This window comes from Synechococcus sp. JA-3-3Ab, assembly GCF_000013205.1.
Classification (GTDB): Bacteria; Cyanobacteriota; Cyanobacteriia; order Thermostichales; family Thermostichaceae; genus Thermostichus.
Window position 1 is genome coordinate 2490702 of the sequence record NC_007775.1, and the last position, 15041, is coordinate 2505742.

Genomic DNA, 15041 nt, shown 5'->3' on the forward strand with positions numbered 1-15041 from the left:
GCCACAGCGGGATCCCATCCGGCCCAGCGGCAGGGTAAAGCTAGGGTAGGAGAAAGCGCGCAAGAGAGAGAGCCATGCAGCCCAGTTCTTCTCGGATCCTAGGTTGGCTAGTGGTTTTGGCCCTGCTGAGCGCTGCCTGTGGTGGGCCGGAGCCACCCCCGGCCAGGGATCCCGAGGCTCCTTCCGCACCCATCTCCACCCCCCAGTTGATCTACGAAGACATCACCCTCACCCAGGCCAAACCCGATGGTGGCCTGCTCTGGCGCCTCCAGGCTCGCCTGGCCGAATACGAGTCCCCCCCAGAAAATGGCACCACTCCCGTGCAGTTGGGATCCGCCCATTTGCAGTCTATCGAGGGAGAGTTTTTCGACGCAGAGGATCGCGCCATTCGCGTCCGGGCCGAGCGGGGATCCGCCTACCCCGGCGAGCGGCGGCTGGAACTGACGGGCCAGGTGGAGGTGGAATCGGAGCGGGACAACCTGCGCCTGCAGGCAGAGCGGCTGCAGTGGTTGCCGGAACAGCGCCTCCTCGAAGCCGAGGGCCAGGTGCAGGTGGAGCTGTTGGACGGCCGGGGATCTCTGGAGGGGGATCGCTTGCGCATCGACTTTGGCCAAGCCCAGATGCAACTGGAGAATCGGGATCCGAGCCAACCGGTGCGGGCCAAGTATCGGGATCCGGAGCTGGAGCTGGCCGCCCGCCGTTTCTTGTGGGAATTTGGCGCCGGCGAGGTGCAGGCGCTGGGAGCAGTCGAGGTGGATGCCCCCCAGCAAAGGGTGCGCCTCAGCGGCGAGCAGTTGCGGGCTCCGCTGCCCCTAACCGAGCTGCGCCTGCTGGGCAACGTGAAAGCCAAAGCCGTTCGCGTTGGCGGGACGGAGTCCCTGCAAACCGGCCAAGAGTTGCAGGCCCAAGAGATCCGCTGGCGCATCGGCTCCACCCAACTGCAGGCCCTGGGCAATGTGCGCTACCGCCAGCCCGGACAAGCCCTGACCGTGAGCGGCGACAGCGGCATCCTAGACTGGCAGGCCAACACCGCCCGGATCCAGGGCAACAGCCAAACCCAGCTCACTTTGCCCTAGGAGCCGGCGACAAAGGGCCGACAGGAGCATGTCAAGATAGTTTAAGAACCGTGTTGGGTGGGTTGTGGTGAGGAGTTCAGCAATGGCAGAGGCCGCCTTGGGGGAACGCCCCAACATTCTGTTGATCGTGCTCGATACCCAACGGGCGGATCGCCTTTCCTGCTACTGGTCAGAGGAAGAGCGGGCCCGCCAGGTGCCCACCAGCCCCAACCTGGATCGGCTGGCGGCAGAATCCACCCTCTTCGAGCGGGCCATCGCCCCCGCCCAGTGGACGATCCCCTCCCACGCCTCCCTGTTTACGGGGGAATATCCCAGCACCCACCAGACTGTCCAGGCAGACCTGGAGCTGAGCCCCGCCCTGCCCACCCTGGCGGAGCTGTTGAAACTGGGCGGCTACACCACCGTGGGCTTTTGCAACAACCCCCTGGTCGGGATCCTGAAAAACGGACTGCGGCGCGGCTTTGACACCTTCTACAACTACGGCGGGGCCCTGCCCACCCGCCCCCCCGAAGGCAATCCCTTGCCCACCCCCCTCAACCGCTGGCTGGCCGCCTACACCCAGTTTTGGCGCCGCCTCTCCTACCCGGTGCAAAACGCCTTTGCCCGCTCTGATACTCTCTTCCAACTGGCGCTGCACCCCTGGTTTGCCTCCCTCTGGACCCGGCTGATGAACTTCAAGGGCAACACGGCTGCCTCCATTGCTGACCTCAACGGTTACTTGCAGCAGATAGCCCGCCGCCAGTTGGATGGGCAAGCGCCGCCCTTCTTTTGCTTTGTCAACCTGATGGAGCCCCACCTGCCCTACTGGCCGCCGGAGCCCTTTGTGCAGAAATATGCTCCCTACTTCAAGACCAACCGCGAGGCGCGCGACTTTTTGCGGGAGTATAACGCCCAGCCCTACCGCTGGATGGCGCCCCTGCCCCAGCCGCTTTCCCCGCTGCAGGCCCAGGTGCTCAGGGACATCTACGATGCCGAGGTGGCCTACCAGGATCACCTGCTGGGATCCGTCTTCGAGACCCTGCGCCACACCGGCCTAGAGCAGAACACCCTGGTGGCCATCGTCGCCGATCACGGCGAAGGCTTAGGGGAACACGACTTTGTCGGCCACGCCTTTGTGGTTTACGAAGAGCTGATCCGCGTCCCCCTGATCCTGCACTACCCCGGCTACTTTCCAGCAGGAAAGCGCGTGGCCACCCCCGTTTCCACCCGCCGCCTCTTCCATACTCTCTTGGAAGCAGCCGGCTTCCGCCCCAGCCTTTCTCTAGCCAACGGCGCCCCCCGCGTCAGCCTCCAGCTTCGCCGCGAGATCGCCCGCCTCAGCCTGAGCCGCACCCTGGCCGGCGAGGATCCGGAGCAGGGAGTGGTGCTCAGCGAAGCCTTCCCGCCCCAGATTCTCCTGCGCGCCATGGAAAACCGCAACGACAACCTGCTGCAGGCGCGCGCCTGTTACGACACCCGCCGCGCTCTCTACGAAGGGGTGACCAAGCTGATCCAAACCGGAGATCGCCCCAGCCTCTACAACCTGGAGCAGGATCCGGCGGAACTGCAGGACTTGCTGGCGGCCGGGATCCCTTCTGAGCCGGGATCCCTTTCCCCCCAGGCTTGGCTAGACCGCCTGCGGCAAGGGCTGAGGCAGTGGTTGGAGTGGGCAGAATCGCGCCGGCCCAGCACCGCTCCTCGCCGAGTTGACATGGAAAGCAACACAGACTTGGTGCGGCGGATGCAAGAGCTGGGCTACCTGGAGTAGGAGCTATTCCAGCTCTCCCTCTTCCCCCCAATGATCCCGCAGGTAGCCGTTGAGATCATCATAGACATCGGTCTCCTCGGGATCCGGTGTTGGCCAGTCCTCGTTCTGCCCGCCGATGATGACGCGGCTGAGGTTAATGTACTCGAGGCTGAGGGTGCGCAGGGCGTTGATCAGCACATCCAGCGCCAAGGCATCGGCCGTGCCCAGGTCAAACCAGCAGCGGGCCCAGTTGCCCTTTTCTTCCAAGGATCCCATGTTGTGCATCAGGGAGGTCAAGGGAGCTGAGTCGCTGGGGTACTCCAAATAGCTCAGATCCACCTCCGCCTCTTGGGCCACCAGGCGCTCGGCGTTGAATCCCCCCAGCTTGCCCAGCACATACCAGGATTCCAGCACCTCCTTGAGGTACTCCAGCTCCGCTGGAACCGGCGGCTCCGCAAACTCAAACCAGATCCAGAGATTTCCCGGATCGCACTCGCGAAACTCCACTTGCATGGACGGTTCCTCGGCTAGGCCTAGCCATCGATCTTAATCTGGCCCAGCTTACTGGTTTCTCCCCAGAGGGCAAGGATCCTCCTGGCGTCAGCGCTTAGGGAACACCGTTCCGCTTGCGCGAGCAGCGACAGCACCTACCGTTGGGGCCTGCGGCCCGCTGACGCGAGGGGGTCTCCCCAGCCAGTTGCTCAAACGCTCCGCGCTGCTGATGCGACCAGCCGCGGCCCCTCTCCCAAGAGGAGCTAGCCCTCACCCCCAGCCCCTCTCCCAAGAGGAGAGGGGAGTTTGGGATCGAGGCGACAGGCGGTCTCATCGCTGTTGGAACGGCCATAGGGGGGAGTCTCCCCGCCCCAGACAAGGCCAAAGCATCCTATACTGTTGCGGCGGTAGAAATAAGCGGGAAGCTGCTGCCTATGTCTGAACTTCTCCCCTTGCCCTCGCTCCATAACCAGGTGGCGGTGGTCACCGGAGCCAGCCGGGGCATTGGCCGGGCCATTGCCCTTCACTTGGGGGCGATTGGCGCCAAGGTGGTCGTCAACTACGCTCGCTCCGCCGCCGAGGCCGAGTCGCTGCTGCAGGAGATCGCCGCCCTGGGGGGCGAAGGGATGGCTGTGGCCGCCGATGTCTCCCAGCCGCAGGCGGTGGAACAACTCTTCGAGCAGGTGATGGGGCGCTGGGGCCGGGTGGACGTGCTGGTGAACAATGCCGGCATGGCCCGCGACACCTTGCTGCTGCGCATGAAGCCGGAAGACTGGCAGGCGGTGCTGGATCTCAATCTCACCGGCGTCTTTCTGTGTCTGAAGGCGGCCGCCAAGATCATGGTCAAGCAGCGGCAGGGGCGCATCATCAACATCACCTCGGTGGTGGGCCTGGTGGGCAATCCCGGCCAGGCCAACTACAGCGCCGCCAAAGCAGGGGTGGTGGGCCTGACCAAGACGGCAGCCCGCGAGCTGGCCAGCCGCAACATCACCGTCAACGCCGTGGCACCGGGGTTCATCACCACCCAAATGACCGAAAAACTGGATCCTGGCCCGATTTTGGCGCAGATCCCCCTGGGGCGACTGGGATCCCCGGCAGAAGTGGCGGGGCTGGTGCGTTTTTTGGCGGCAGATCCGGCGGCGGCCTACATCACGGGACAGGTTTTTGCCATCGATGGTGGCATGGTGATGAGCTAGGCACTCTACCACGCCAGGGCTAGGCCATCGGCACGGGGTTCGGAAGCCGCAATGAAGTGATCCCCATCCCGCAAGAGGATCTGTCCCCGGCCAAAAAGACCGCAATCCTCTTCTGCGTCCACCACCTGCACTGCATGGCCGCGGGCGGAGAGTTCGCGCACCACCTGGGGCGGCACCGTGCTCTCCAGCGCCACCTGCGGGATCCCCTGATCCCACAGCACTCGCCAGCGGGGCGCATCCAGAGCCGCCTGGGGGTTCAGGCCGTAATCCACCAAATTCACCACCACCTGCACATGGCCTTGGGGCTGCATTGCCCCCCCCATGACACCAAAAGGGCCGAGGGGGATCCCTTCTCTGGATAGAAAAGCGGGGATGATCGTGTGGTAGGGGCGCTTGCGGGGGCCCACCTGGTTGGGATGGCCGGGCTCCAGGGTGAAACCCGTGCCGCGGTTGTGGAGAGCAATGCCCGTGCCCGGAACCAGCAGACCACTGCCGAAGCCATCGAAATTCGACTGAATCAAAGACACCATCAACTCACCATCAGCTGCAGCCAGGTAAACCGTTCCCCCCTCCGGCAGCCCTGGCTGGGCCAGGGGGATCGCCTCCCTCCCGATCAACTGCCGCCGCCGCTGTGCATAAGCCTTATCCAGCATCTGGGCAGGACTGACCCGCACATACTCCGGATCCGCCACCTGTCGTCTCACATCGGCAAAGGCCAGCTTCATTGCCTCAATCTGCAGGTGATAGCGCTCGCCGGCATCGTAGGAGATCCGACCCAGCTCAAAACCCTCCAAAAGGTTGAGCGCCATCAAAGCGGCAATGCCCTGCCCGTTGGGGGGGATCTCCCAGACGGTGTAGCCGCGGTAATCTGTATGGATGGGTTCCACCCAATCGGCCTGGTGCTGGGCCAAGTCAGCGGGGGACAGGAAGCCGCCCGTGGCCTCCGAGAAAGCCAGCAACTTCTCCGCCAGCTCCCCCCGGTAAAAACTCTCCCCACCGCTACGGGCAATCTCTTCTAGGGTTTGAGCATGTAGGGGGCTGCTCCAGCGCTCCCCAGCCCGTGGGGCACGCCCTTGGGGAAAGAAAACGGCCTTGAAGGCGTCGTGGCGGGGATCTGGCAGGGGCAAATAGATGGACTCCGCCGCCTGCCACAGTTGGGCCACCCGGGGAGAGACCGGAAATCCCTCTTGCGCCAGACGAAGGGCAGGCACAAACAGACGCTCGAACGGCAGCTTTCCCCAGCGCCGGTGCAGGGCCTGCCAAGCGGAAACTGCCCCCGGCACCGTCACCGCTAACCAATCGTAGGGGGGGATCCGCCCATGGTCCCGGTACCGCTCCGGCGTCAGGGCGGCTGGGCTGCGACCGGAAGCATTCAACCCGTACAGCTGACCCTCCTCCCACACCAGAGCAAAGGCATCGCCGCCAATGCCATTGGAGGTTGGCTCCACCACCGTCAAAGCCACCGCCATTGCCACGGCTGCATCCACAGCATTGCCGCCCGCCCAGAACATCTCCATGCCCGCCATTGCCGCCAAAGGTTGGCTGGTGGCCACGGATCCCTGTCTGCCCATCACCACCCGTCGCCGCGAAGCAAACGGATAGCGATCCAGGGCCTGCCGCAAAAAAGTGGGTGCTGGAGTGGGTGCTGGCATATCGCTACGCGACGCTCTCGCGAATGGGCTGGGCTCCCTACACAGGCAGGTTATCGCTACGCGACGCTCTCGCGAACAGGAGTGCGGCCAACTCCGCAAAGCTGTCCACCACCACATCTGCCCCGGCGTGGCGCAGTTCCTCGGCGGTGAAAGCCGTGGTGAGGCCCACCGCAAAACAGCCAGCCCCCTTAGCGGCGCGGATCCCATGGGTAGAATCTTCAATCACCCAACACAACGCCGGATCCAACCCCACAGCGGCAGCCGTTTTCAGGTAAGGCTCTGGGTCGGGCTTGGCCCGCTGAATGTCTTCGGCGGTAATCACCGCGTCAAACCAGCGGTGCAGGTCGAAGCGCTGGAAAATCTGCGCTTGATCCCGGCGGATGGCCGAAGTGGTGACGGCCAGGGCAGAAAAGCGCTGGCGGCTGGCCGCCAAAAACTCCAGCACCCCCGGCACCAGGGGTACCTCTGCCAGCAGCTCGCCAAAAGCCTTGGCCTTTTCCTCGATCAAGCGCTGCACCAGCAGGGGCTGTTCCGCAGGCGGGGTGTCTGTCTGGTGTTGGACGAGGTACTCGAACATATCGCGGTCGGTGCGCCCTTTGAACTGCAGGGAGATGGGGGCCAAATCCAGGGATAGGTGGCAGCGTTGCAGGGCAATGGCTCCGGCGCGGGCATGGATTGGTTCCGAATCCACAATCACCCCGTCCATATCGAAGAGCAAGCCGGCAGTCACGTCAGCCTTCCCCTGTTGTAGGCACAGCACTTTGGATTGCATAGACATTATCGCTACGCGACGCTTTCGCGAATGGGCAAGCACGGGACAGGGATCCTCTTAACAACCATACTGCCCCGTCTCCATCCCCCACCCGCAGAAGCGGCTGGTGATCTGCCAGATGGGATCCAACACATCCGTCAGGGCGTGGTCACTCTCCACCGCCACCAGTTGGGCCCAGGGGCGACGGGCCACATAGTCTCGGCTGGCTTGAATGGGGATGGTGTCGTCTTGGATCCCATGCACAATCAGGGTGGGCACAGGCCGGCGCAACGCCCCATCCGGGTAGCGTTGGGCATCGGCAACAAAGCCGTACTCCAAAGGGAGAGGGCGGCCTTCTCCGTAGTGAAACACCATGAGTTGTCCGGTTCGCTGCCAAGTCTCCACCGCCTCTGCCCCCAGCCGCGGCAGCCAATGGCCCAGAAAGCCAAAGGCCGGTGCCAAGAGCACCAGACGCTGCACGCAGGGTTGCTGCTCGGCCACCCAGGCGGCCACCAGTCCCCCCAAGCTCGAACCAATAAGGGTAACGGGAGGATGGCCCATTTGCGCCAACTGCTCAGAAACCTGCCGGATCTGGCGGGTCAAGGTAAGCTGGGCAAAGTTGCCCTGGTTGAGATCGGGCACCTGCAGAGGGATCCCAAGCTGCTGCAGCCGCTGCCGGAAAAAAGTAGCCTTAGCCGATTGAGGCCCAGAGCCGAATCCGTGCAAGTAGATGACCGCCACGATGACAGGGATCCCTAGGGGCCTGTGGCTGCCGAGAGCCAGCCTGCCCCCAACACCACGCTGATGGAGAGGAAGAGGGTGGCCACCGTCCAGGTGATGCGGTTGAGGTTCTGCTCGGCACTTTTGGAGCTGGAGAACAATTGGGCCTGGCCGCCAATGCCCGCCAGCCCATCCCCTTTGGGGCTATGCAACAACACCAGTATCACCAGCAAAACGGCCGAGGCAGACCAAAGGAACTCGAAGAAGGCTTCCATCGCAGAGGATCCCACTAGGGCACGTTGCTGAAGCTATTATCGCCTGTATCTCCACCCTGGCACACCCTGCGCTCCCCTTCCAAAATCCATTAGATTGGAGTTTCAGCGTGGGATCTCTCACTGCCAACTTTTCCCTCTCTGGGGGACGTTATACAGCCGAGCCTGACCCCGTCTTGACACTTCCCCGACTAAGGGGGGGGATTCTTACGCAGTTCAAAAACGAACTTGTAAAGGCGTTGCCAAACCGCCTCTAGACAGTTCTTTCAGTCAAAGCCCCAAGGTTCTGCTTACTTGTCTGATCGCGTCAGCGGGACGGAGTCCTTGCAGGTTGGCCGAGAGGTTGGCATCTCGCAGACGCTTGCCACCGGTCGGGTTTTTCACCGTGATTAGAGGCTCGCCTGGGAACGGTACGCCTCGTCTACACTATTGGCAAGCAACTAAAGCTGCTTACGGGCTTTTCCGCTCCGCACTAAAGTACGGGGCTAGCAAGCTATCCTTCTGTATTGCTGGTGTCCTGTATGAGCTCTCTTCCGCCTCCTCTGAGCGGGGCCATCGCGTGGCTATTGCTACTCTTGCCGTTGTGGACGGTGGCCAGAGCAGTCGCGGACTTCTTGCATCAAGCTCAACAGATGCACCGCATCCCCTGCCACAAGTGCAGGTTTTACAGCGGCGATCCCCACCTCAAGTGCGCTGTCCATCCTCAGCAAGCTCTGACAGAGGCGGCAATCGGCTGCCCCGACTGGCTTCCAATTTCTGGAGATCCTCGCCAGGGGAGCGCAGTAACCAACAACTGAGCTGCCAGAAGGTGATACTTGCGAGTTTCCCAGGGGATCCCCTAAGTGGGGGGAAACAGTCTCTGATGAACATCGCCGACAAAGGCTTCCACCGCTTCTCGGATCACCTCTCGCAGGTTGGCGTAGGCTTTGGCGAAGGGCGGGATCCGCTCGCTGAGGCCGAGCAGGTCGTGGGTGACGAGAATTTGGCCGTCGCAGGCCGGGCCAGCCCCAATCCCCAGAGTCGGGATCCCGACTTGCTGGGTGATCTGGGCAGCCAATTCCGCCGGCATGTGTTCCAAAACCAGGGCAAAGGCTCCTGCTCGCTCTAGGCTCAGGGCTTCCTGGCGCAGCCGCTCCGCCTCCGAGGGGGTTTTCCCCTGCTGGCGATACCCCCCCAGTTGATGTTTGGCCTGTGGGGTGAGGCCGATGTGGCCCAAGACCGGGATCCCTCGCTGGACCAGAAAGGCCACTGTTTCCACCATGTCTGGGTAGCCCCCCTCCAGCTTCACCCCATTCACCCCTGCCTCCTTCATCAGACGTCCTGCCGAGAGGAGGGCCTGCTCTTTGCAGACTTGGTAGCTCAAGAAAGGCAAGTCGGCCACCAAAAAGGCTCGTTCTACGCCGCGGCGCACTGCCTGGGCGTGGTGGATCATCTGTTCCAGAGTCAGGGGCAAGGTGCTGCTGTGCCCCAAGCTGGTCATGGCCAGGCTGTCGCCTACTAAGATCAAGTCGATCCCGGCCCGATCCAAGATCTGCGCTGTGGCGTAGTCAGCAGCCGTGAGGGCCACCAACGGTTGACCCGCCTGTTTGGCCTGGCGAAAGTGGTGAATGGAAAGGGCAGCCATACCTCTATGATCTCATTTGCCCCGCCATTTCCGGCTGGTCGGGCCGTACCCCCCAAGGGCTTTGGCCCTGGGGTGCTTGGCCAGCTTGCATCTGCCCCATTCCACGAGAGGGGATCCGGGCAGGATAGCCCGTTTGCCGCTAAGATGGTAAAGCCCTATGCAGACTGGAAGGGTGACAGAGTGGTTGATTGTGACGCTCTCGAAAAGCGTTGTGGCCGCAAGGTCACCGTGGGTTCGAATCCCACCCCTTCCGTCCTCGATCAATCCAATGGCGCTCAACGCTGCCAACGCCCGCTAGGGTCAGCATCCGGCCCTCTCCACCTCCGCCAAAGCCCCCGGCAGCCCTGGACTGGCTGGGATCCCTCGCTTTATTAAGTCCCACCTCAGCTTCCTGAAACCTGGATCTCAGGAGGGCACCTTTGCGGATTGGCCCGGCAGGGCTTTCGAGGACTTGTCGCTTAACCGGTCTTCTTGGCTCCCATGTTCACCGCCCCTGCTCTGCAAGCGCAACTGCATCCCCTCATCCAGCGCCTTTCGGAGGCGATTCTGAGCATTTGGGGATCCCACCTCAGCCTGGCTCCCTATGCCCTGCCGGCGGAGCTGGGCTATGTGGAGGGCCGCCTGGAAGGCGAGAAACTGCAGATCGAAAACCGCTGCTACCAAGGGGATCCCTTTCGCAAGCTGCACCTGGAGCTGGCCCAGGCCGGGCAAAGCCTGGATATCCTCCACTGCGTCATGTTTCCGCAGCCGCAGTACCCGCTGCCGCTGTTTGGCTGTGACATTGTGGCCGGCCGCGGCCAGGTGAGCGCCGCCATCGTCGATCTCTCGCCGGTCACCCCCACTTTGCCGGATCCCTACATTCAAGAGCTGGAAGCCTTGGGAGCTCATCTCGCCCCTTTCCAAAACCGGCGCCAGTTGCCGCCGTGGGGGACGATTTTTTCTCCCTACTGCCTGTTCATCCGGCCCGGCGATGAGGCGGAAGCCGACCGCTTTTTGTATTTTGCCTGCCGTTACCTGGAAATCCACTGCCGGCTGGCGCAACAGATCCCCCCGCAGACAGATCCTGTCCAGATCCTGGCCCACTACCAAGGGCAGCAGCGCTACTGCAGCCAACAACAGCAAAACGACCGCACCCGCCGCGTTTTGGAAAAAGCTTTTGGCCCCGCCTGGGCCGAGCGCTACCTGAGCACCGTCCTTTTCGATTTGCCCCCCAGTCCTTAGACGGGATCCCCTTGCAGCCGCTGCTGGATGCTCAACGCCAATTTTTGCCCTAGGAACTCCGGCAGGGTTGGAGTTGCATCCGGCCCCAGCAAGTAGAAAATGAAGCGCGTCTGCTTGCGGCGGAGCATCAGATTGAGGTGAACAACGGTCAACTCCTCCTGCGCCAGAGCGGTCATCACCCGGTAAAACACGCCCGGCTGGTTGTCCACATCCACCAACAGCGTGGGCAGATGAAACACCGGGTCAAAATAAAAAGAAACCTGGGTGTCTTTCAAGCCGGCCTTGAGATCAAACTCCAGCGCCAAGGTTTCGTGAACGGGAAACACCCCCGCCAAGCACTCGTGAATAGCCCGTTCTAGGTTGAGCTTGGTCTGGGCAGAAAGGCTGTGGCCATCGCGCGAGACGGTGACGCGGATAAACACCAAGTGCGGTGAGTAGATCTGCCCGTAAAGGTGGATGCCGTGCACCGAGAGATTGAAAGCGGTGAGCACCCCAAACAGGTCGCTGAGCAGAGAAGGGCGGTTGCGATAGGCCAGACAAACCACCGTCTTGCTGCGCTCGTCCCGCATCTGTACCACGGCCTTGCGGGTTTGGTAGAGGGCATAGGCCAAGCGCAGATTTTGAGCCTGCACCTCGCTGCTGACGAACTGGCTATAAAAAGGCGGAAAGCTGCGGTTAAAGCGCTGCATGAGAGCCGTTCGCGCCAGCGGGACGGAGTGCTTGCGAGTGCTGACTGCGAGCGGCTGGGGATCCTCGTGGCCAGCCCTTTCCCCTCTGGCAAGAGGAGCCACCTTCGGCTGCTGCGCTGACTGCTCGGTTGACATCGACTTTGCCGCCTGCATTGCTTCCTCTCCATCGTTACTCAGCATGCCCCGGCCAAACCTCATCTATCAGTAAAATCACTGAGGCTGGAAAGCACGTCAACGCTGTACCCAATTCTTGTTCAATGCTTTTGGATTTAATCTATCTCACAAGGCCGAGCTGGGCATCCAAGGAACCGCTGAGGGCCATCCCCCAATTGGGGGGAAGTCCATCCCTGCGTCGCTGCCAAGCCGACGGGTGTGCGCCTTCAAATCCCAGACCAACCAGGAACAGTGGGGCAGGCTCTTAAAGCCTAAACTATGAATTGAGGGGAGAACTGCAATTTTTGATATAGAGTGCTGGATTAAGTGCTAGCCTGCTGGCAACTTGGAGCGCTATTCTGTTAGCCAAAACTTCGGTTTTCCTTAGGTTTGTTGAAGGGATCCCCGTGAGCACAACCGTTGCCGACCCCAGCCTGCTCTCGCCTGCCCAAGCGCCGGATCCCGGTGGGGCCTGGTGGGCTCTCAACATCATCGCTTCCCCTGCCCAGGAGGATCAGATCTTTTGGCGGCTGGAGAGCTTTGGCTGTCAGGGCATGGCCAGCCAGGCTCATGGCGAAGATCGAATCAGCATTCACGCCTATTTGCCCTGGTTCCGCGCCACCCTTTTGGATTTGGCCGCTCTGGCGCTGCGCCTGCGGCAAGACGCCCTTGTGGCTGGCCAGCCCATCCCCAAACTGCGCTGGGAACGCATAGAAGCGGAGGATTGGAGCAACAGTTGGAAGCAGCACTGGCAGCCCGAGCCAGTTGGGGACAAGCTGCTCATCTGTCCGGCCTGGCTGGATCCCCCCCCCCATCCCGGTCGTCTCCTGTTGCGGCTGGATCCGGGCATGGCCTTTGGCACGGGCACGCACCCCACCACCCAGCTCTGCCTGGAGGCTTTGGAGATGCGCCTGGGGGCGGGCACAGAGGGGGTAACAGTGGCCGATGTGGGCTGTGGATCGGGCATTTTGTCGGTGGCGGCGGCTCTTTTGGGGGCAAAGCGGGTGTTTGCGGTGGACATCGACCCGCTGGCGGTGCAGGCCACGCTCCACAACCGCGACCTCAACGGCCTCACCGATCGCATTGTGGTGGCCCAGGGGAGCCTCGAGCACATTCCCGAGATGGTGGACGGGCTGGTGTGCAACATTCTGACGGACGTGATCCTGGATATGATCCCAGAGTTTGGCCTGGTGGTGAAAAAGGGGGGGTGGCTGATCCTCAGCGGTATCCTCCTCGAGCAGGCCAAGTTGGTGGCGGAGATGTTGGAGGCCAACGAATGGGCGGTGGCAGCCCTCTGGCGACGGGGAGAATGGTGCTGTCTGAACGCACGCATGACCTGAGTTCTCTGCCCCGCCTGGCCATCGACCCGGCTCAACGGGATGCCGGCGGTGTTCTCCGTTTAACCGGCCCGCAAGAGCACTACTTGCAGCGGGTGCGCCGCCTCAAGCCGGGGGATCCGTTCTTGGTTTTGGATGGCTCCGGCAAGCTGTGGCTGGCCCATTGGCAGCCGCAGGGATCCCAGGTTATGGGCGAGGTGGAGGCGCTGCCGCGGGAGCTGCCCGTTTATTTGCATCTGGGCTTGGCAGTGGTCAAGGGGCCGGGGTTTGACGAGGTGTTTCGCCAGGTCACCGAGCTGGGAGCGGCGCGCATTACCCCTCTGCTGACGGAGCGCACCGTGGTGGAGCCGGGATGGGGCCGGCGGGAACGCTGGCAGAAAATTGTGCAGGAGGCCGCCGAACAATGTGAGCGGCTGCGCTGGCCCCAGGTTGATCCCCCTACCCCTTGGACAAGTTGGCTGGCCGAGCTCAAAGCCGATTGGTGGGGCATTGCTGTGGCGCGGGAGAACGCTCCCCTCCTGCTGCAAGCCCTGCCGAAGCTGAGGCTCTCGGAGAGGGATCCCGTCTTGGCGGTGGCCATCGGCCCAGAAGGCGGCTGGACGGAGGCCGAGCGCCGTCAGGCGGAAGCCCATGGCGGAGTGCCGGTTTCCCTGGGCACCACCATTTTGCGCTCCACCACCGCCGCTGTGGCTGCCAGCAGCCAAGTGGCCGCCACCTACTCCTGTTGGGGTTTAGCTCAGGCTCAGCTTGCCCCGTCGGCAATGGGGAACGCGGCTGCCGATAGCCGATAATCGATAATTGAGTTGATAGGAAAAAACTGACGCCGACCATTGGCGCAGCAAGCCGTGGTTCTGGGCGGGGGAGAACAGGCATGGAGATGATCCAGGCGGTGCGCGGCACCCGAGATATCCTGCCGCAGGAGGTACGGCTTTGGCAGCAGGTGGAGGCCAGCGCCCGCGAGATCTTGGGGCGAGCCAACTACCAGGAGATCCGCACCCCGATTCTGGAGCTGACAGAACTCTTTGCCCGCAGCATTGGCAGCGCCACCGACGTGGTGGGCAAGGAGATGTACTCCTTTAGCACCCGCGGCGAGCAGGAGGTGAGCCTGCGCCCCGAGAACACCGCCGGCGTGGTGCGGGCCTACATCCAGCATGGGTTGCAGGTGGCCGGCGATGTGCAGCGCCTCTGGTACTGTGGGCCGATGTTTCGCTATGAGCGTCCCCAAGCGGGGCGGCAACGCCAATTCCACCAGTTGGGGGTGGAGCTGCTGGGCAGCCGCGATCCCCGCGCCGATGCCGAGGTCATCGCCTTGGCCTGGGATCTGCTGCGGGCAGTGGGGGCGGAAAACCTCACCTTGCGGCTCAACTCCCTCGGGGATCCGCAGGATCGGCGGGCCTATCGCCAAGCCCTGGTGGACTACCTTACCCCTTTGAAGGAAGAGCTGGATCTGGACTCCCAGGAGCGCCTTGTCCGCAACCCGTTGCGCATCCTCGACAGCAAGGATCCCCATACCCGCACCATTGCTGAACAAGGGCCCAAGCTGCCCGATTACCTCAGTGCTGACTCGCGGGCCTTCTTCGAGCAAGTGCAGGCCCATCTCCAAGCCCTAGACATTCCCTATGAGCTGGATCCCTACCTGGTGCGCGGCCTGGACTACTACACCCACACCGCCTTTGAGATCGTCTCGCCGGAGCTGGGATCCCAGAGCACCGTCTGTGGGGGTGGCCGCTACGACGGTCTGGTGGAGGAGCTGGGCGGGCCTCCCACCCCGGCGGTGGGCTGGGCCATCGGCCTGGAGCGGCTGGTTTTGCTGCTGCAGAAGAAACAACAGGAGATTCCGCCAACATCGGTCGAGGTTTACGTGATCTCCCGCGGCGCCAAAGCGGAGGCCCAATCCCTTCAGATTGCCCAAGCTCTGCGCCAAGCCGGCTTCTGCACCGAGCTGGATCTCAGCGGCAGCGCTTTCAGCAAGCAGTTCAAGCGGGCCAGCCGCAGCGGTGCGACCTGGGCTGTCGCGCTGGGGGATGCGGAAGCTGCGGCCGGGGAGGTGCAGCTCAAGCACTTGCCCACGGGGCAGCAGCAAACCCTCTTGCAAGCTGACCTGGTGAAGTATTTGGTGTCCCAGAGGTGAG

15 protein-coding genes and 1 tRNA gene are annotated in these 15041 nt (G+C 62.7%); 8 read left to right on the forward strand and 8 right to left on the reverse strand.

From position 1 onward, the window contains the following. Nucleotides 1-74 precede the first annotated feature (74 nt). Nucleotides 75-1076, forward strand: coding sequence for an LPS export ABC transporter periplasmic protein LptC (gene lptC, locus CYA_RS11650; RefSeq protein WP_011431274.1), 1002 nt, complete (start codon nucleotides 75-77; stop codon nucleotides 1074-1076). Between the two features lie 82 nt (nucleotides 1077-1158). Further along, a complete protein-coding gene (locus CYA_RS11655) occupies nucleotides 1159-2823 on the forward strand; it encodes a sulfatase (protein ID WP_011431275.1) in 1665 nt (554 codons plus the stop codon). Nucleotides 2824-2826: 3 nt separating this feature from the next. On the opposite strand, the gene CYA_RS11660 is transcribed toward CYA_RS11655, so the two are convergent. Continuing rightward, the gene (locus tag CYA_RS11660) at nucleotides 2827-3315 is read right to left on the reverse strand and encodes a DUF3531 family protein (RefSeq protein ID WP_011431276.1); all 489 of its coding nucleotides are present in this window, start codon (nucleotides 3313-3315) and stop codon (nucleotides 2827-2829) included. A 431-nt stretch (nucleotides 3316-3746) separates the two neighbouring features. On the opposite strand from CYA_RS11660, the gene fabG reads away from it, so the two are divergent. After that, nucleotides 3747-4490: a 3-oxoacyl-[acyl-carrier-protein] reductase gene (gene fabG, locus CYA_RS11665; RefSeq protein WP_228375524.1), complete on the forward strand. Its 744-nt coding sequence runs from the start codon at nucleotides 3747-3749 to the stop codon at nucleotides 4488-4490. Between the two features lie 5 nt (nucleotides 4491-4495). Here fabG and CYA_RS11670 read toward each other — a convergent pair whose 3' ends face one another. The 6 genes from CYA_RS11670 to panB form a co-directional block, all read right to left on the reverse strand. Continuing rightward, on the reverse strand, nucleotides 4496-6142 hold the full coding sequence (locus CYA_RS11670) for a gamma-glutamyltransferase family protein (protein ID WP_011431278.1): 1647 nt from the start codon (nucleotides 6140-6142) through the stop codon (nucleotides 4496-4498). 37 nt (nucleotides 6143-6179) lie between these two features. Next, entirely contained in the window at nucleotides 6180-6872 is a 693-nt protein-coding gene (locus tag CYA_RS11675; protein WP_011431279.1) for an HAD family hydrolase, read from the reverse strand. 99 nt (nucleotides 6873-6971) lie between these two features. Beyond that, entirely contained in the window at nucleotides 6972-7634 is a 663-nt protein-coding gene (locus CYA_RS11680) for a YqiA/YcfP family alpha/beta fold hydrolase (protein ID WP_011431280.1), read from the reverse strand. A gap of 14 nt (nucleotides 7635-7648) precedes the next feature. After that, complete coding sequence (gene secG, locus CYA_RS11685; protein WP_011431281.1) at nucleotides 7649-7888, reverse strand: preprotein translocase subunit SecG; 240 nt, start codon at nucleotides 7886-7888, stop codon at nucleotides 7649-7651. 566 nt (nucleotides 7889-8454) lie between these two features. Further along, nucleotides 8455-8586 (reverse strand): hypothetical protein, encoded by a 132-nt coding sequence (locus CYA_RS15610; protein WP_255322492.1) that lies wholly within the window; start codon nucleotides 8584-8586, stop codon nucleotides 8455-8457. A 137-nt stretch (nucleotides 8587-8723) separates the two neighbouring features. Then, on the reverse strand, nucleotides 8724-9509 hold the full coding sequence (panB, locus tag CYA_RS11690; protein WP_011431283.1) for a 3-methyl-2-oxobutanoate hydroxymethyltransferase: 786 nt from the start codon (nucleotides 9507-9509) through the stop codon (nucleotides 8724-8726). 166 nt (nucleotides 9510-9675) lie between these two features. Between panB and CYA_RS14845 the strand changes: the two genes are divergently transcribed. Together CYA_RS14845 and CYA_RS11695 are read left to right on the forward strand one after the other, a co-directional pair. Further along, nucleotides 9676-9762: transfer RNA gene (locus CYA_RS14845), tRNA-Ser, on the forward strand. A 227-nt stretch (nucleotides 9763-9989) separates the two neighbouring features. Beyond that, complete coding sequence (locus tag CYA_RS11695; protein WP_011431284.1) at nucleotides 9990-10730, forward strand: phycocyanobilin:ferredoxin oxidoreductase; 741 nt, start codon at nucleotides 9990-9992, stop codon at nucleotides 10728-10730. On the opposite strand, the gene CYA_RS11700 is transcribed toward CYA_RS11695, so the two are convergent. Further along, nucleotides 10727-11599 carry a hypothetical protein gene (locus CYA_RS11700; protein ID WP_228375328.1) on the reverse strand — a complete coding sequence of 291 codons (873 nt, stop codon included), beginning with the start codon at nucleotides 11597-11599 and terminating at the stop codon, nucleotides 10727-10729. The genes CYA_RS11695 and CYA_RS11700 overlap by 4 nt on opposite strands. A 407-nt stretch (nucleotides 11600-12006) precedes the next feature. Here CYA_RS11700 and prmA point away from each other — a divergent pair, with 407 nt between their 5' ends. The 3 genes from prmA to hisS all read left to right on the forward strand — a co-directional run bounded on the left by prmA (nucleotide 12007) and on the right by hisS (nucleotide 15040). Further along, the gene (gene prmA / locus CYA_RS11705) at nucleotides 12007-12912 is read left to right on the forward strand and encodes a 50S ribosomal protein L11 methyltransferase (protein ID WP_049749840.1); all 906 of its coding nucleotides are present in this window, start codon (nucleotides 12007-12009) and stop codon (nucleotides 12910-12912) included. Beyond that, a complete protein-coding gene (locus CYA_RS11710; RefSeq protein ID WP_011431287.1) occupies nucleotides 12882-13700 on the forward strand; it encodes a 16S rRNA (uracil(1498)-N(3))-methyltransferase in 819 nt (272 codons plus the stop codon). The genes prmA and CYA_RS11710 overlap by 31 nt, the downstream gene beginning before the upstream one ends. A gap of 80 nt (nucleotides 13701-13780) precedes the next feature. Next, nucleotides 13781-15040: a histidine--tRNA ligase gene (gene hisS / locus CYA_RS11715; RefSeq protein ID WP_011431288.1), complete on the forward strand. Its 1260-nt coding sequence runs from the start codon at nucleotides 13781-13783 to the stop codon at nucleotides 15038-15040. Nucleotide 15041: the final 1 nt, after the last annotated feature.